This window comes from Bacillus sp. CGMCC 1.16607, assembly GCF_042683745.1.
In the GTDB taxonomy this organism is placed as follows: domain Bacteria; phylum Bacillota; class Bacilli; order Bacillales; family Cytobacillaceae; genus Pseudoneobacillus.
Window position 1 is genome coordinate 55,683 of record NZ_JBHUJX010000013.1, and the last position, 15,919, is coordinate 71,601.

20 protein-coding genes, 1 tRNA gene and 4 pseudogenes are annotated in these 15,919 nt (G+C 31.7%); 6 read left to right on the plus strand and 19 right to left on the minus strand.

The genetic code is table 11. From position 1 onward, the window contains the following. Positions 1–48: 48 nt before the first annotated feature. Positions 49–105: pseudogene (locus tag ACFSO7_RS09215) on the minus strand (XkdX family protein); the annotation flags it as partial. Between the two features lie 1,017 nt (positions 106–1,122). On the opposite strand from ACFSO7_RS09215, the gene ACFSO7_RS09220 reads away from it, so the two are divergent. From ACFSO7_RS09220 to ACFSO7_RS09230, 3 genes and pseudogenes are all read left to right on the plus strand, one after another. Beyond that, positions 1,123–1,296, plus strand: a complete 174-nt coding sequence (locus ACFSO7_RS09220; RefSeq protein WP_377877014.1) for a Spo0E family sporulation regulatory protein-aspartic acid phosphatase — start codon at positions 1,123–1,125, stop codon at positions 1,294–1,296. Between the two features lie 456 nt (positions 1,297–1,752). Next, the gene (locus tag ACFSO7_RS09225) at positions 1,753–1,995 is read left to right on the plus strand and encodes a hypothetical protein (protein ID WP_377877015.1); all 243 of its coding nucleotides are present in this window, start codon (positions 1,753–1,755) and stop codon (positions 1,993–1,995) included. 311 nt (positions 1,996–2,306) lie between these two features. Beyond that, positions 2,307–2,641: pseudogene (locus ACFSO7_RS09230) on the plus strand (IS1595 family transposase); the annotation flags it as partial. 250 nt (positions 2,642–2,891) lie between these two features. Here ACFSO7_RS09230 and ACFSO7_RS09235 read toward each other — a convergent pair. The 10 genes and pseudogenes from ACFSO7_RS09235 to ACFSO7_RS09280 form a co-directional block, all read right to left on the minus strand. Beyond that, complete coding sequence (locus tag ACFSO7_RS09235) at positions 2,892–3,122, minus strand: hypothetical protein (protein WP_377877016.1); 231 nt, start codon at positions 3,120–3,122, stop codon at positions 2,892–2,894. A gap of 113 nt (positions 3,123–3,235) precedes the next feature. After that, positions 3,236–3,358, minus strand: coding sequence for a hypothetical protein (locus ACFSO7_RS09240; protein WP_377877017.1), 123 nt, complete (start codon positions 3,356–3,358; stop codon positions 3,236–3,238). 24 nt (positions 3,359–3,382) lie between these two features. Beyond that, positions 3,383–3,471, minus strand: a tRNA-Ser gene (locus tag ACFSO7_RS09245). A gap of 664 nt (positions 3,472–4,135) precedes the next feature. Then, positions 4,136–4,510: a hypothetical protein gene (locus tag ACFSO7_RS09250; RefSeq protein WP_377877018.1), complete on the minus strand. Its 375-nt coding sequence runs from the start codon at positions 4,508–4,510 to the stop codon at positions 4,136–4,138. A 250-nt stretch (positions 4,511–4,760) separates the two neighbouring features. Next, entirely contained in the window at positions 4,761–5,375 is a 615-nt protein-coding gene (locus tag ACFSO7_RS09255) for a nucleotidyltransferase family protein (RefSeq protein ID WP_377877019.1), read from the minus strand. Positions 5,376–5,444: 69 nt separating this feature from the next. Then, positions 5,445–5,744: a hypothetical protein gene (locus ACFSO7_RS09260; protein WP_377877020.1), complete on the minus strand. Its 300-nt coding sequence runs from the start codon at positions 5,742–5,744 to the stop codon at positions 5,445–5,447. A 374-nt stretch (positions 5,745–6,118) separates the two neighbouring features. Further along, a complete protein-coding gene (locus ACFSO7_RS09265) occupies positions 6,119–7,387 on the minus strand; it encodes an FtsW/RodA/SpoVE family cell cycle protein (RefSeq protein ID WP_377877021.1) in 1,269 nt (422 codons plus the stop codon). Positions 7,388–7,394: 7 nt separating this feature from the next. Beyond that, positions 7,395–7,802, minus strand: a complete 408-nt coding sequence (locus ACFSO7_RS09270) for a PadR family transcriptional regulator (RefSeq protein WP_377877022.1) — start codon at positions 7,800–7,802, stop codon at positions 7,395–7,397. Positions 7,803–7,806: 4 nt separating this feature from the next. After that, complete coding sequence (locus ACFSO7_RS09275) at positions 7,807–8,340, minus strand: sigma-70 family RNA polymerase sigma factor (RefSeq protein ID WP_377877023.1); 534 nt, start codon at positions 8,338–8,340, stop codon at positions 7,807–7,809. A gap of 499 nt (positions 8,341–8,839) precedes the next feature. Beyond that, positions 8,840–9,082, minus strand: a pseudogene (locus ACFSO7_RS09280) (IS3 family transposase); the annotation flags it as partial. 119 nt (positions 9,083–9,201) lie between these two features. On the opposite strand from ACFSO7_RS09280, the gene ACFSO7_RS09285 reads away from it, so the two are divergent. From ACFSO7_RS09285 to ACFSO7_RS09295, 3 genes are all read left to right on the plus strand, one after another. After that, positions 9,202–9,759 carry a hypothetical protein gene (locus tag ACFSO7_RS09285; protein ID WP_377877024.1) on the plus strand — a complete coding sequence of 186 codons (558 nt, stop codon included), beginning with the start codon at positions 9,202–9,204 and terminating at the stop codon, positions 9,757–9,759. A gap of 203 nt (positions 9,760–9,962) precedes the next feature. Next, positions 9,963–10,463: an RNA polymerase sigma factor gene (locus ACFSO7_RS09290; RefSeq protein ID WP_377877025.1), complete on the plus strand. Its 501-nt coding sequence runs from the start codon at positions 9,963–9,965 to the stop codon at positions 10,461–10,463. Further along, on the plus strand, positions 10,456–11,403 hold the full coding sequence (locus ACFSO7_RS09295; protein ID WP_377877026.1) for an anti sigma factor C-terminal domain-containing protein: 948 nt from the start codon (positions 10,456–10,458) through the stop codon (positions 11,401–11,403). The genes ACFSO7_RS09290 and ACFSO7_RS09295 overlap by 8 nt, the downstream gene beginning before the upstream one ends. Positions 11,404–11,549: 146 nt before the next feature. Here ACFSO7_RS09295 and ACFSO7_RS09300 read toward each other — a convergent pair. The 8 genes and pseudogenes from ACFSO7_RS09300 to ACFSO7_RS09335 all read right to left on the minus strand — a co-directional run. Next, a pseudogene (locus ACFSO7_RS09300) lies at positions 11,550–12,046 on the minus strand (IS3 family transposase); the annotation flags it as partial. A 372-nt stretch (positions 12,047–12,418) separates the two neighbouring features. Beyond that, complete coding sequence (locus tag ACFSO7_RS09305) at positions 12,419–12,982, minus strand: CBO0543 family protein (protein WP_377877027.1); 564 nt, start codon at positions 12,980–12,982, stop codon at positions 12,419–12,421. Positions 12,983–13,246: 264 nt separating this feature from the next. Further along, positions 13,247–13,561 carry a cupin domain-containing protein gene (locus ACFSO7_RS09310; protein ID WP_377877028.1) on the minus strand — a complete coding sequence of 105 codons (315 nt, stop codon included), beginning with the start codon at positions 13,559–13,561 and terminating at the stop codon, positions 13,247–13,249. 145 nt (positions 13,562–13,706) lie between these two features. After that, complete coding sequence (locus ACFSO7_RS09315; protein WP_377877029.1) at positions 13,707–13,904, minus strand: hypothetical protein; 198 nt, start codon at positions 13,902–13,904, stop codon at positions 13,707–13,709. A 200-nt stretch (positions 13,905–14,104) separates the two neighbouring features. Then, positions 14,105–14,536 carry a hypothetical protein gene (locus ACFSO7_RS09320; protein ID WP_377877030.1) on the minus strand — a complete coding sequence of 144 codons (432 nt, stop codon included), beginning with the start codon at positions 14,534–14,536 and terminating at the stop codon, positions 14,105–14,107. Between the two features lie 300 nt (positions 14,537–14,836). Beyond that, a complete protein-coding gene (locus ACFSO7_RS09325) occupies positions 14,837–15,178 on the minus strand; it encodes a hypothetical protein (RefSeq protein ID WP_377877031.1) in 342 nt (113 codons plus the stop codon). A 141-nt stretch (positions 15,179–15,319) separates the two neighbouring features. Next, positions 15,320–15,562, minus strand: a complete 243-nt coding sequence (locus ACFSO7_RS09330) for a hypothetical protein (protein ID WP_377877032.1) — start codon at positions 15,560–15,562, stop codon at positions 15,320–15,322. Beyond that, positions 15,525–15,893, minus strand: coding sequence for a hypothetical protein (locus tag ACFSO7_RS09335; protein ID WP_377877033.1), 369 nt, complete (start codon positions 15,891–15,893; stop codon positions 15,525–15,527). The genes ACFSO7_RS09330 and ACFSO7_RS09335 overlap by 38 nt, the downstream gene beginning before the upstream one ends. Between the last annotated feature and the right edge of the window lie 26 nt (positions 15,894–15,919).

The window sequence follows — 15,919 nt, forward strand, 5'->3', positions numbered from 1 at the left end:
GAATTATTAGAATCTCCTTTATTTAAGCGTAATACAAAAATAAAAATCCTACTCAGTGTACGCTTTGCCAGTGATTGTTTCATATTGATCCGCGGTAATCATGCCAGCTTAGATGAAATTCTTTAAGCTCTCATCTGTGTATGAAGGATGCCTGTTATCATAATAACGTTTGATTGTCATATTCCACATTAGATACTACTTCCCATTTTAAGCAATGTAATTTCCATGAGTAAGACACCCTGGGACATTTCGAGTTGTTCGATTCGTTCTCTGTCACAGAGGTCTTTCTTTAAAATCTTCCCATTTTTCTTTAGTTTGAATTTTGATTTTATGAATTGAGATTTACTATTTTTCAAGGGTTCTAGAATGAAGTTAACGAACAAGTCATTATCCCTCTGCCCCTTTTATATCCATGATTGGATTACATAGATCAAAAAAACTCTGTAATAATTGCGTTCTGCTCATCCACCAACTAGTACTTTAAGTTAATGCTCATTTTTATACTCCCTTTATTTGTTATCAATTCTTCAACAATATAGTGAATTAAACCATCGCTTGCGGATGGTGCTAGTAATCTACCTGTTGAGTCCTTAACTATACCAATTATCCAGGCTATCGGTTTCGATCATTCTATTTTAAATGATGGAGTCAATTTGGAAGGTTTTATTGACTATAGTTAGCTAGATATACTCTGCCCGCTTTATCAATAAATAGACATGACTGTTTAGCCTGATTGTATTTGTTCCAAGGACTTTACGAAGTGGTGGTACTGAGGCTCATGCTGTCATCGCTGAAATTACTACACCCTATCACAGAGTTCGGCTGGCAATGGACAAGAGTGCCGAAGTTTTGGGATGAAGAAGAGTATTTAATTCTTTTATCCCTTATTAAATGTCAGAACCTACCTTTGTTTACTTAATTCTGCATCTTTAGAAATTTCTCCATTCTAAATCTTAATGAAAACTTCTATTTACTTTGCAAACATATTCCGTATAATAAACTTGCATATTTTGTCTTTTTATAGGATGTTTTGTTGAATCACTTTAAATTTAAATTAACTTTGTTCATAATAACTTTCGTAAATAGTAATTTTAGATTACCGAATAATTTTGAGGTTATTAAATGAAAAACAAAGATGATCAAATTGAATTATTAAGACAAATTAATATATTAAGATTAAAAATGATTGAAATTGGTCTTGATAAGGGACTTGAAAACAATGAGACTATCATTATTAGTAGACAACTTGACATATTACTTTTGCAATATCAATTACTGGCGTTAAAAAAGAAATAAAAAACTTTTATATCAATGAATTTTAAGTTTTTGAAACATTTTCTTAATTCTATCGTCTAAGCCATAAGACCTATGCGAGGAATGCAGGAAGGGATATTTCTATGTTTTTTCCAACTTTCGAATGCTTTTTAACTAATATCACTCATGCAATAAGTGACAAAACAAATTGTGTGTGTGGATATTCTTACAATTATTCTCATATCATATCCAGAAAAGATTTAAGAAAAATAAGATTTATACATATCAAATATATTTCATGTAAAACATGTAAAAAATCTCTGAAAAATTTTCAGTAAACCTTTTGTTTGATGGATTGCACCTATACTTTTTGAATATTAATCCGAGCAAGGTATTTCCTCCAGCCAACTAGCGAAGTCCTAATTGATACCTTCCTCACTTGTATTGAATTTTTCAAGAACGTAATACTAAATTCATATATATTTTTGGGGTATTTGTATGGAACGAAAAAAGATAGAAAGATTTTTTTATTTCCCTTATGATGACTTCCCGGAATTCGATCCAGAAATATGGGTATATTTGAAAAACATTACTTATATGTTTGGTTATCTGATCGTTTTCACTGGTTGGGTAATGAAAAAGATCCTTACAGAAAAGAATATATTAGTTTTCAAGACTCCACCAAAGATGAAAACGTTGAAATACATGAAACCATGTGGATTGTTCATAGAGACTCCATAATTAAAATGAAATGGGATTATGAGTCCCCTATAATTAAATTTAATTCACTTTTATTGCACATTACAGATTTAATGCACAAAATGCTTAATGTATTGCATTGCCCTTTGTTAGTAATATTAAATAACGTGTGATTAATAATTATGAAAATGTTAAAGTTCATAGGATTATCGATAAGTTTTCTCATTGCAGTTTCTATGGTTATCAATACTTTATACGTAGACTTCTTATCAAAATGGTTTAAGAGAAAAAACAAATGCTAAACATTAATCTATATATAGACAACTCCCTTACTCTTCTATTTCATGTTCACCCCCCCTGCTTTACTATGCACAGATACAGCAACTAACTATAAAAAGTTCGCAAAAATAAAGGGATTACAACACGAAACTATTAACGGAAGACAAAAACAGCGTGTAAAGAAAGCAACTATCACATTTAAAATGTGAATAACTTCCATAGTCGCTTGAAGACTTTGATTAGGCGTTTTCAATGTGTTGCAACCCAATCCCTTGATAATTACTTATATTGGTTTAGATGGCTCGAAATAGACAAGCATTTGACCTTTGAAAAACAGGTGGAGCAAATGCTTATTTCAGATTGTAAAAAATCAAATGAGACAACGGTTCAGATGTATAGAAGTGCATAAAAAAGACCTCAATCGAGAGGTCAATGTTTTCAGCATTTTATTGATTATCTTCTAATAAATTTGTAAAAAATCCCTATCAGTAATCTTGCAAATGGTGTAGTGAGGGGAAGTAAAATAAAAGCATAAATTGTACCCCAGACTAATGTGCCATCAATGTTTAGTGTTTCCATGCCACCTCTAACGATAGTTTCGCCAAAAATAGCACCAATAGTTCCACTGTATAAGGTTACAAGAAACGCACATATAAGGCTTATAAGCCATAGTTTTTTGTTTGATAATCTTTTCTATTGCGGAAATATTCACCTAAAATTGCAAAAGTAATTGCAAAAGGAATTATTACTGAGAAATACAACCAACTTTCACCCCAAAACGAGGTTATTCCACCAGCCCACGTTGGTCCTATTAGCATAAATAACAGTGCAGTAACAAATGAAAATACAGCACCGAAAATAAGACCTTTTATCCAAGATAGATTTTTCATAATTTCACCACCTATTACTTATCCAACTGAGCTAGAAATAGAATTCGGAGATTAGTTTCTGACTTAAAAGACAGATTTATAATCTCCAAAAGAAGGTTAAGAGCGCCTAAGACTTATATTTGCTGAACCCAAGGGTCTACTACTTTACCTTCCGCAATTTCAACTTTTTGAGTGTGAGACTGCACTCCAGAGAAAGTCAGAGACAGGAACAAAATACAAGCTGAGAGTTTCTTCATTATTCTCACCTCCAATTACATGTTTGGCGGAAAGGACAGGATTCGAACCTGCGAGGGGTTGCCCCCTAACGGTTTTCAATACCGCCCCGTTGTGACCACTTCGGCACCTCTCCATCTTTTAAGAAACTCACAAGATTTTGATTTTCAAACATCCTGCAGTGTCACATATGTATTCATCGTTAGCAGTTTTTTCAACCTACTACCTACAAAAATAAAAGTAGCTTTTTCAATACGCCTTAATTATCACCATTCTTCGATTAGTTGTACTATCAAGGCTACCAACTAACCAGTGAGGTTAGAGTTTATAAATTGCTAAGTTGGAAGAGAAAAATATCTACCCTGTTATATCACTACTAGTCAATTTGATTTATAGCTTAGTTAAATCATCAGTGTAACACTATAAATCATCTAATTTATATTTGCATAGTAATAAATACATTTGTTTTCACGGCAAACTAACCAACCAAAGCAATAATATTTACAGTAAATTTAAAAATCACTCTCCCTTAAACAGATTATTACTTCAAAAGTTAAACAAACCCTTAACAAACTGAATGATCGGTTTACTAAGGGTTCTGAAAAATAATTACATTTTAATTCATTCATTTATGACAAATTCCATTGTCTACTCGGTCAAAATAAAACTACAATAAATTTTATCACAAGAATACGATGAATAGGTGAAATTTTATTAAATCCAATTTTCTCTCTATCCAAATTCAGTTCTAACTGTTATGGATTTCTTATTCAGTAATTGCATCTGATTGTTGAAAAGATTTAATTTAATTCTTTCGTATATACCGCCGTGTAATATATATTATTATATTTTACGGCAACAACAGTACTATCTACACCTCTAATACTAAATACCTTTGATCCTTCTGTTAAGTTAAATTTTGAGTTAATATTTTTACCTTCGGCATTTTTTGCGATTTCATCTACAATTTCTTCAATTTCCCCAATTTCTTTTTCTAATTTATCTTTAGGAGTTGTAGTGCCTTCGATAGAATAGATACTGTTTTTAAACGCAAATTGAGCTACTAAGTCACTGTAAGCATTAATCTCTACATTCTTCTGTTCTGTGTTTGTAGAACAAGAAACTAACAAGGTCAACAGAAGGATAACACGTACAGATTTGAATAGACGCAACAACAGTATTTCTCCCCTTCCTTGTTGATCTAAACTGCTTCATAGTTTAAGTACCAAATTTCTCAATATATACTTAAAGTGAAAAATGAGCTTTGATTCTTTTTTTCAGAAATAGCGTTAGTTTCCGAAAAAGCAAAAAAAATTAATACTTCACCAATATTTCATATTGTGCTAACGCCATCTTTAGTTGATCAAGAAAAGGAACGCTAATTTAACAATCGCGCTCATTAATTGAATAGTATGCATATATTATTCAGTCCCATGGGATAACTTCGAGTTCTGGCCAAAGTTCAGTCCATTTGGTGACTTTTCTTTCATAAATTCCACGTGTTACCTGCAATTTATTGGCCCTTACAATCATATTAAATAGGTCATTTAGACCATAGGGGGCGTACACCTTAAATTCACCATTACTTGCTCTCCTTACCCCTAATGAAGTTGCAGTGGTTGGCCAACTGTTAATAGCATCTTCTAAAGATTGGTACGGTTCTATACAGTATCCAAATTTCTCCTTATACCAAAGATGAACCCGTGCTTCATTCTTTACATCTATTTTGAATGGAAAATCCCCAAGTAACGACATAATCTTACGTTCTATGTATTCTTCCTTCTCTCGGCTTAAATCTTTATCATCATAATAAACAATATCAATGTCGCTAATTCCATATTCTAATGGATTTCCTGATAAGTAATTCCATACAGTTTGTACTAAAGCACCTGCCCCGATATAATAATTGATTAATTCTGAATCCGAAACTTTTAATATTTTGTCGATGTTCTCACTCAAATTTAAAATATACTTTAATATCTCTTTCTGGGTGTCTAAATCTTTGTTACGACCGTTCAATTTTTCTAGCTTATGAAACAATTTCCTTACCTCCTACCGATACACATCCTAAACCAAGAATGGCCCTAATTCTGTAAGATTGAGATGTTGCTAACTCTGAGAATAGTAACGTATTACTTTTTCTTTTCTTTTTGCATATTCGATTTCTTTTTTCGTACTGGTACCTATATAGCCATTAACATCGATTACAAATATTTCATCAGAAATATCAATCTTTCGATAATGCAAATCTTCGAATAATTTTTCTTGTTCCTTTGTAAGTTCTATTCCCTCACTCTGCTCAAAAAATCCAAGACTGATTACAATATTACCCTGTAAAGTGAGAGACGCTTCTGCTTCCCGAAACTGGTTCTTAAACTTAGTTGAACCACATAAGGTAATTACCTGCATTCTATACTCTCCTATTATATCAGACTAAATATTACACCTGTTCCTGATTTAAATTCTAACTAATTCAATTGACACACTTATACAAGATTTTTCTCAAAACGATTACATTCAAATTTTTATCTGTTCTTTTAATTAAATATAGTAAGCCCCTTTATAATTAAATTCTTTTTCTTCCTCAAAATACCTTTTTTACTCAATGAAATGGCCCTTTTCATGAAAAAAGACGCTTTCCTTATTTCAGAAAAGCGCCAGATTGTTGAAGATCATAGCTTAAAACTTATACAAGATAAGCTCCGTTCATTCGAAAAGTTAAATACCTATGTCAGAATACAATTTTTTTGTTAAATTCATTTATAGAAATTTCAAATTGAATTCTAAATAATACTCCGTGATACCAAGTCTTTGCGGCGATACACACTTAATACGATTCCCATTAAAAACGCATTAAACAGAGTTGGCATCAATCCATAGCTGATAAAAGGCAAGGATATAGAGGTGAGTGGGAATAAGCCAAGTATCATTCCAACATTATAAAAAAACTGGACTACATAGAGCGCCATTACACCAGCAAGAAGTAATTTTTCATAATGACCAGTTATTTTATGGGATATAATCACTATCCTTGCTATAAAAAAGGAAAGAATCATAACAAGGATAAGTGCAAACAAATACCCATAATAGTAAGTCAAACTGGCAAACACTAAATCAGTATGTGCAACCAGACTGAACCCTATATTTCCAGATGTACCAAGCCACCCTGCGGACGACATTACCTCTTTTAAACGTAAATACATATACCCCCAATCATCTGCGTAATTTTCTGGGTATAAAAACCCTAAAATTCTACCCAACTCGTATTCCTCTGCAGTGAACCAGAAAAATAATCCACCAATGATAGCTAAACAAATTGATACAACTGTAATCATCATTACCTTTTTCCTATTTAATTTACTCCACCAAAGCATAACGCATACCATCATCATATAGATAAAAATTGTTGTTGAGATATTTGGCATAGTTAAGAAAAGATAGAAAGAAAATAGGAACAAAATTCCAAGGTCCCGAGCCTTTAACCTACTGTTATTAAAAAAAGAAGCCCAAGCTAGAAGAAAAAAAGGTATAGACATTAAGCATTCAATTGTAATGGGTCCAATTATTATAGAAGGTTCTGCATTGATTGAAGTGTTTTGAAAATAGCTTATCATTAACAGGATAAGTACTCCGATTGTGTAAAACAGCCATCCAAGTCTCTCTAATTTCCGATAATCAATCTTCATCATCCCAAAAGCAGCCGTAACACCTAAAATAACAAATATCACCTTATTGATGAGAAAAAGATCCGTATATCCAAGAGCTATTATTGGCAAGAAACCTATCCCCATAGCAGTCACTATTAAAATAATAATCAACCATTCAACCTTTGGCTTATGGAGTTTGTTAAGTTCTTGACCAAGTCTAATTGGACTTCCCATTTGTTCGACTGCCTTGTCTTCAGCAACTACCTCGCTTAACCCTTTCTCGATCCACATGTTCTTAGTCTTCTTCAAGTGAAATCCCAATTCAGTTGCCACCAGATCTTTTGCTTCCTTTGATTTAATATGATTGGTGACTTCTTTTATAAAGTGATCCCCTCTTTTGTTCAATTTTATCTCACTCCTGTATCAATTCTTTTAAAATAAATCGTTTTACTGTGGAAGTTTTTTCTGCCTTTCGTAATATTTTTTTCCCTTTATTATTTAATAGATAATATTTAGCTCCTGAATGATCCCAACTTGATTGGATAAGATAACTCTGTTCTAGACGATGTAATACGGTGTATAAAAAGCCTTCATTTCCTTCAAATTTTTGAATTCCTCTCCCCCGTAATAGCTGGGCCAGTTCGTATCCTGTTTTTTCATAATTGAGAAGTTGTAAAACTGCTAAAAATATATCCTCTTCTTTTTCGTATGGTTTATTGCTTTTTTCGTAAATCTCGTTACGATGTTGATCAGAAAAACTCAAATGTTTAAAGGTTGTTTTCTCCATTGATTGTCTTAGCCCTTTTAACCGTTCTTCCATTTGATTATTCCTCCAGTCCCTTCTTCAAGAGTTCCTTGGCTCTCCTAAGTCTTGTTTTAATAGTGTTTTCCTTCACTTCTATTACCATAGCAATATCTTTGATTGGCAATTCTTCAAAATAAAAGAGATAAATCAATTCTCGATATTTAATTGGTAAATTCATTACTGCAGAAGCCAGCCTATGATCCTCATCATTTTGAACGACAGTCTGTTCAACACTTTCTTCTTGGATACCAATATAAGTAGAATTTTTTTCTGTAATGATTACCTTATTGTTATACCAACTTTTCATATAATCCTTACACTGATTAATAGCAATTCTCCACAACCATGTTTTTAACTTCGATTTTCCCTTGTATGTATGAATGGATTTGTAACATTTAATAAAAATATCTTGTGTTAAGTCCTCAGCAACCTCTTTATTATTTACATATGAATAAACAAGCTGTAAGATCTCCTGTCCATATCTGTTCATTATCTCATCTATAAGGGCTTCTTTATCCTCTATTTCAAATATTTCAGCCGTTAACTCATCCAAATCAGTTCCTCCTCCCGATTTATTAGACGAGGTAGTCCATTGAAAAGTTTTAAAAAAGCGGATGGAAGTGACCATACCGTATTGTTAAACCCATCTTAATTTCAAGATTAATTTTTATTATCTAAAAGTTAATCAGTTACTTTAAAAAAGGTATATCCCTTTTTGTTTTCTTAATAATTCTCACTCTTATTTCCTATTTACTCCATGGAATTCTTTATCCTGCCACCGTTCGTTTAATAAGACTTACTCAATTATTGGCCTGATTGCGAATGACTGAGCTAATGAAAATCATCAAATTTGTATAACAACTATGTCAAGATGGTACATTTCACTGGCTGTAATCAGTTTTTTATAGGATTGCTAGAATTAGGGACTGACCTAGTGATTATTAATAATTCTAGAAAAGTAGATGAACGATTTCTCCTGATGCAAAGTCTAATAGGTAGCAGGGGGGAGGAGGCGATGCTGTGGTTGGGTTAGATATTGTAGAAAAAGCAATCTTTTTTAAAAGTTCATTTTCTGCTTTTAATAAATTATTCTGAGCTTCTAATCTTGCATACTTCTCTTCTAATGTAAGTTCTCTTTCACTTGGCCACCCTGCGCTCTCAGACCTGATATCACATAGACCGACTACTCCATTTTCTCTATAGGCAGCACGCCATCTCTTACCAGCAGCTCTAACATGATCCATTCCCAAAACATCATTATCAAAACCACATTGTTCTAAAATCTCTCTAGGTAACTACATTTTAAAGTGAGAAGGGATTTATTATTTGCGAAACTTTTCCAAATCCATCTCGTCTAATAATAGAAAAATATAGTCTTTTACCCCCTTCAAATAACTATAAAAGAGGAAAAACTATGAAATATAAACTATTACTATTTATTTTTTTACTATTAATCTTTATACCAGGCTTGCTATTTATAAATAAGGACATAAGAAAACAGAAAAAGACTGACATTTCAGCGATATCCACCGAATTAGGAAAGGAAAATGAAATTGAAAACCAAAATGAGAAGCAGACTTTAATACAAGAACTTGAACAAAAACCGTTTGAGGAGTTTTCCAAGTATGTTTATGAGTTGACCCCTCCAAATAATTATTCTTCTGTACATAACCTTATTTACGGTACAAAAGTTAACTGGCAGGGGTCTGTAATTAGTAAGACTAATAATTCAATGTCAGTTCTAGGGGATAATAATACAATCGATTATAATAAACAAACTTTTTCTCAGCTTATTAATGATAAAGAATTTATACCTTATATCATAATTGTTGACTTACAGGATGGAATATCAACTCAAGATTTAAAACCAGGGACAAAAATTCAATTCAAAGGTACATTAACCAAGGAAGGAAGCTTAGAGAAGAAGGATTACTGGAGAATTATTGATTCAACTTATTTTACATTAAATTAATCCCTCCTTACGATTTTTTTACTTTTGGGATTTTTTCACTATAAATGTTTCATGGAACTGTAATCTCTTTAAACATAGCCCCTCTCGAGTTGAGAAGGGTTTTTTATTTTACATTACCTACAATCAATTTATTACTAAAGTAAAAAATATATTTATTGTTAACATTTTTCTATGTAAATCGTTTTAGCTATTGGAGGTATAAAATGGATGAAGTATATATTCAAAAAATCAATGAAGTTTCACAATTTATTCTAGGTCGTCTTATTAACATGGGCGCAAGTAAGGAGGATGCTGAGGACATAGTTCAAGAAACTATTTATAAATATTTTCTATTTGTAGACTCTATCCAACCAAATAATGCTAAAAGTTGGATGTTTAAAGTATCTTTAAATATGTTTTATGACTTAGTAAAAAAACGAAGAACAGAAAAAGGCTATTTTTTGAACTTTCATCTCGATGACCTAAATACGGAGCTAACACCAGAAGATATTATTGTGAAAAAAGCATTAGCGGAAAACGTGATAGACATACTTGAAAGATTAAACTCTACATACAAAAATCTTCTAATTTTAAAGTATAGTACAGGATTAAAGTATCAGGAAATAGCAGACCTATTGAATATGTCAGTCGGTAATGTAAAAATGAATCTCTTTCGAGCGAGGCAAAATTTTATCAAAGAATATGGGAGGATAAAAAATGAGTAAAAACAGTACGTTTTCTTCTCAAGACAATGACTTTACTAAATTAGCTAGGAAGGCAAGAAGAAAAACATACATTAGAACTTTTCTAATTTCGTTATTTGTTTCATTACTTGTGATATTTAGTTTATATACATTAACCCAGTATAGGTTAAGAATAGTCAATGATTATATGACACGAATTGAAGGTCGATGGGACTTGATTCAGGGAGCGAATATAAATGGAGCAGAATCTACAATATCTTTTAACCTTCTTTCTTATAATAAAAGTACTTCTTATAATAAGATTCTGAGCAATAAGCCTGTACCTTGGAAAAAGGTTACGAGGAGCTATAATGTTTTTGGGAAACAAAGAACAGTACCTGGTGGTGGAATAAGAGGATACGGACCAATTGTGTCTGGTAGAATGCAAATGTACTTAGATGGGAACAGAGTACTTGATTTTTACCATCCTTTTAATGAATATCATAGTTTAGCTAACGACTTTCAATTACTAGATAAGATAAGTGATGATAAAATACTAGAAATAGCCGTATCCTTCACTAAATCAATTTCAATAGATGAAGTTAAAAATATATTTAAAGATGACCGTTTAGCATGGTTATGGGTAAATACAGAGACAAAAGAAGAAGTCCAGCGCAAACAAAAAGAGCAATACGGAGATTTTGACTATGTCGTATCAGGTGAACAAGCTATAGGATTCCAAAAAGACGCTGAAGGGAATTTTATTAATGCTTTAAAATTTTTATCTGAAAAAGAATCTTCCCAATATGAAATAAGTAAAGTTATAAATAATATCACAAACAAGAATTCTGAGGAACTTTCGGTAGATAACTTAGAAATTAATGGTGTCGTTTTAACTGGAAGTCCATCTGAGTTAAAAGAATATATTGATATTCCTATTATTCGAGCTTCAACTTTAGGAGTTATAACAGAAAGGTATTAATCAATATACAAACATAAATGTAAATATTTAAAAAATGGTAATTACTGATAAGGCAAAAGCATTTGATGATTCCCGAATTCCTTGGTAACAAAAAAGCCCCTCAAATTTAAAGGGCACCCTTTGTAAAGGACATTTTTAAAAAAAGTCTAGGCGGTTTTAAGAAGATGATCACTGTATTGAACAGGGGTCATCCTTTTTAATTTCCATTGGTATCTATAATGATTGTAGTAAGTCAAATATTGCTTATTTCCTCTCTTTAATTCCTCTAGGTTTGTACATGCTTTTACAGAAACCTCCTCTTTAAATGGCCAAAAAATAATTCTTGTGGAGCATTATCCCAACAGTTTCCTCTTCTTGACATTGATTGGCGTAGGACAAGTTTCTTTACCGCTTTTTGAAAATATGGATGGGTATAATGGACTCCTTGATCTGAATGGATTAAGGTATCTTTTGCTTTCTTAAAGTGTTTTTTCTTCTTTAGTTTTTTAAGAGTGTTTGTGGCCAAATCAATGTTCATCCGTTCTGAAATATGATAGGCTAATAATTCACCTGTGGAGTCATCTTTTATGGCTTATAAATAAGCTCTTTGGCCTTTACCGTAATATAAATAAGTGATATCTGTTAGAAACCCCTTGCCAGTCTTAGAAGTGATTTGAGCAATCTTTTCATTTTGGTTATAATTCAATTTATATCCTCCTGGTTAATTGAGTTCGCACTTTTTGCTTGCCGGCTTCGGGACTCTCTCATTCTACCAAGAGGTAATTTTTTTATTCAAACCCCATTTTCATTCATTACAGGAATGCTGCCCCTTTACTCCCTGAAGGAATGAAAATAAGCCAAAATAAACAAGTTGTGTTTAAAAACTTGAATATTATTTGCTAAATGTGATCCTTTCTTAAGGAAGGATAACCTTCTTTAGTTGACCTAGATAATAAACGCTAAATCAACAATTGCGCCCGATTGTTGTAGATCATTATTGAACTAAAGCTCCTCGTTAGTTTAACAAGTTGTTTTTTTATTTTATGGGTTCAAAATTATTAACTGTACTCATTTTATGAGCTAATAAGTAAATAACAAAGTAAATAGGAAAGGAATAATACGTATGCCAATCATTCATAACATAAAAACCTAACCAAAGAAATAAGGGTTCACCAACAAAGGCACTAAAACCGGCGAAGAACAAACCTTTAATGAAAGGTGATATCGATGGTTTAAACTGAATCAAGGTCATAACAAAAACAGGGAAAATAGTCCAATCCCAAGGAAGATATGAAGGGATCGTTGGTAATGCTTTACCAGTGTAATACCACATTCCAAATTGAACTCCTAAAAAATCAAAGTAAGAAGCAATAATGAGTACAAAGAATCCAACAAATAAAAGCCGATTTGAACTTTCTTTTTTTCGAATTTTAATCCAAAAAATAACCGGAGCTATTATGAATATTAAAGCTACCCAAAAGTCCCAATGGAACAATGTGTGCTCCTTCCAAAACTCTATATAGTCTTGATTTGCTTTGGTATTCATTTCATAAAAACTTCCTACCTTTTTCATCTTTTCCTGGTCCTGTAATGTCTTCATACTAATATTCTCCTTAATGAGATATTGTACCCACACCTTCATCATCTTCATTAGAAATTATTCTTCCAAATTTTTGACTTTAAATTCCTTACTTATTCTTCTTAAACTAACCTGCCTTTCACTCACTGAAGGAATGAAAATAGCCAAAAATAAACAAGTTATGTATAAAAACTTGTTTATTTTTGGCTTAATGAGATCCTTATTTAAGGAAGGATAGCTACCCGTTTGTTTAAAAAGAAATTTATTTAATATTAAGTAGCCACTTCATAATATTTCAGGTTTCTCAGGTGACATCACCATAATGGTACAACCATTTTTGCTTATTGGTGCGTGTTCACTATGCGGAGGATAATAAATATAGGAACCTGCCCCATAATCTATTCCCATATCTGAATATGTTCCCTCAAGAACGAATACTTCTTCCCCAGAAGGATGATGATGTTTTGAATATCCTTTCCCAGCAGCAAACCTTAATAAAACTCTCACTTCCCCTGGTTCTAATCTTAAAACAAACATTTTTACACCATCACTTACTTTTATCCAATCTTTTTCGATAGTAGTATCAATTTTAGTTAGCATAGTAAACTCCTCTCAAACTATTCTTAACCACAATTATAACATCAACTATTGACACCTGGTACTAAATAGACAGAAAACTCTTCATATTCCATTGAATTATAAAAACCTTTGTTGGACTAAACTGACCCGTTAGTGAACAGTAGACTTAAATTTTACTTTTTAATAAATTTATTAAATAATACATGAGTGAAATCAAAAGTGATAAAAGTATAACGATTATTGTACCAAATGTATAAATTGCTGTTTCGGCATAATCCCCGCCATCAAACACACCAACAAATAGAAAAAATAAAATTGCACTAGCCAATAATGTTAAGAAAAATATACTAATATACTTGGACATATTCTACCCCTTTACAATTCAACTTTATTTACTATTTCGCTGCTCTGTGGAATATACCTCTTCTTCAACTAAACTGCCCCTTTTGTTCCTAAAAAAAATATAAAGCGATCTACAAATGCAAATCGCTGTCTTAGTAAACTAAAGCCCCCGTTAGTTGAATTAAGAGGATATAATCCTTTTTCTGTTTTAAGTCATTTTTCTTAATTTGAGTTAAGTTCACGTTCAAACTCTTTTATCCATTTATTATCTAAAGGAGCATTCACTAATTCGTAAATTCGGGTTGATACAACGGTATCTCGCTCGATGGTATAAATCTCAAAATCTCCGTTTTTGTACACAATGCGAAGGGTAAACTGTTCGCTTGGATAATCTGAAGTCCACCCCTTTTTATTTGTTAGTTTTACCTGATATTGATTTAGAAAATTTGCAAGTTGATTTATTTGTTCTTGGCTTACTCTTGGAATCTCTATTTTAACAACACCGTTGGTTTCTCTTTCTTCTGTTGTCAAGTGAATGCGTTCAACTTGATCAATATTTATTACATTACCTAAGTCTTGAGCACGATATTTATAGATGGTAAAAAAGAAAACAAAGAGCAGGATTAGTGCAGCAATCAGTAAATATTTCTTCAAAATGAATCCCCCTTCCTAAATTTTTAAAGTAACTTTAGTCGCCTTAATCATTCTTGCGTATTGACACTGGTAAATAAACTACCTAATTAAAATGATAAATTCTATGAACATTGCAATACCCACTTGTATCTTCTCATTTCGTTGTAACTATCTTTGAGACATATTCAATATTCCAATGGAAAATTCCTTCCATATTCACAAAGTGACGGAAATATAAGAAAAAAGCGACTGTTCTTATAGAACAATCGCCCCCTATAGTTGAAGAAGCTCATGATTCAACTCAAGACCAGATGAATAATATCATTTAATAAAACATCTAAATTCATTTGGAATTTTAGGATTGGAATCAAATAATTTTTTTCTATAATATTCAAAGTCACTATAATATATTTCGTGTTTAAAATTTGAAATAGACCAATCAATTTTGATTAACTCATTAGGCTTTACCATTCTATAATTTACAAAGTCTTCGTCATTTTCGATTACTTGAAAAATGTTCATTTTTACACCGTAGTCGACAATATCCTTAATAGTATTTAAGTCATACCCTAATTGATTAGTGAAAAAATTGATAATATTACCGATTTGGGCATCTTCCTCAGCAATAAATAATAAGAATTCCAACAAATCTTTTTCATTCATAAATTTATCCCCAGTGTATTGTTAATGGTAAACGTATATTTCATCTTCTTTCTTCAACTATCCTGCTTCGTAAGCACTATAAGGAAAGTGCGATACTCCTTTTGGAAGTTTCGCTCACCGTTAATTCTATAAACATATATCCTATTTATTTACGATTCCTCCAATTTTTTTATTCATCACATCAATTATTTCCATTACATTCGTAATCTCTTTTTTTGTATTTATACCTTCTACACCAACTTGTTCTTTGCCATAAAACATATCTGATAATTGCTTATTTTGTTTCTTTATTACATTACCAATTGAATGGATCTTTTTTTCATCGATGATTTTTCCTTCTATAATCTCACCCAATATTACTTCTATTTTCCATATAATCTTCATATATCAAAATCCCATCAAGTTTTTTAGAATTTAATAAATATGATAAACTCGTTCCAGTTCCATTAAGGGTTCTAATGTCTTTATTTAATGACTGTGTAAATAAGTCCAATTCTTTTTCGGTAACCTCATTTTCATAATCGCTTAATGTTTCTGCAATATCATTTAAATCGCTGGTTAAATTGGTGAAATTTCTAAAAACCATTTGCTCCATTACACTATTTAAATGATTAGATTGATTTTTTTCTTTATTCCACTGAAAAATAATAAATGAACATACTGCTATTAATATTACAGTTAAGAATAAGAGCATTTTTTGAGTTAGATACTTCATTAATAGCCTCCTCTCTTTTTGAAAAT

Bases quoted from the DNA above. Each gene is read 5' to 3' on its own strand.
- ACFSO7_RS09325 (WP_377877031.1), bottom strand. From the start codon at position 15,178: ATGAATGAAAAAGATTTGTTGGAATTCTTATTATTTATTGCTGAGGAA.
- ACFSO7_RS09315 (WP_377877029.1), bottom strand. From the start codon at position 13,904: ATGTCCAAGTATATTAGTATATTTTTCTTAACATTATTGGCTAGTGCA.
- ACFSO7_RS09260 (WP_377877020.1), bottom strand. From the start codon at position 5,744: ATGCAGGTAATTACCTTATGTGGTTCAACTAAGTTTAAGAACCAGTTT.
- ACFSO7_RS09310 (WP_377877028.1), bottom strand. From the start codon at position 13,561: ATGCTAACTAAAATTGATACTACTATCGAAAAAGATTGGATAAAAGTA.
- ACFSO7_RS09225 (WP_377877015.1), top strand. From the start codon at position 1,753: ATGGAACGAAAAAAGATAGAAAGATTTTTTTATTTCCCTTATGATGAC.
- ACFSO7_RS09235 (WP_377877016.1), bottom strand. From the start codon at position 3,122: ATGAAAAATCTATCTTGGATAAAAGGTCTTATTTTCGGTGCTGTATTT.
- ACFSO7_RS09330 (WP_377877032.1), bottom strand. From the start codon at position 15,562: ATGAAGATTATATGGAAAATAGAAGTAATATTGGGTGAGATTATAGAA.
- ACFSO7_RS09220 (WP_377877014.1), top strand. From the start codon at position 1,123: ATGAAAAACAAAGATGATCAAATTGAATTATTAAGACAAATTAATATA.
- ACFSO7_RS09285 (WP_377877024.1), top strand. From the start codon at position 9,202: ATGAAATATAAACTATTACTATTTATTTTTTTACTATTAATCTTTATA.
- ACFSO7_RS09335 (WP_377877033.1), bottom strand. From the start codon at position 15,893: ATGAAGTATCTAACTCAAAAAATGCTCTTATTCTTAACTGTAATATTA.
- ACFSO7_RS09270 (WP_377877022.1), bottom strand. From the start codon at position 7,802: ATGGAAGAACGGTTAAAAGGGCTAAGACAATCAATGGAGAAAACAACC.
- ACFSO7_RS09290 (WP_377877025.1), top strand. From the start codon at position 9,963: ATGGATGAAGTATATATTCAAAAAATCAATGAAGTTTCACAATTTATT.
- ACFSO7_RS09240 (WP_377877017.1), bottom strand. From the start codon at position 3,358: ATGAAGAAACTCTCAGCTTGTATTTTGTTCCTGTCTCTGACTTTCTCT.
- ACFSO7_RS09295 (WP_377877026.1), top strand. From the start codon at position 10,456: ATGAGTAAAAACAGTACGTTTTCTTCTCAAGACAATGACTTTACTAAA.
- ACFSO7_RS09305 (WP_377877027.1), bottom strand. From the start codon at position 12,982: ATGAAGACATTACAGGACCAGGAAAAGATGAAAAAGGTAGGAAGTTTT.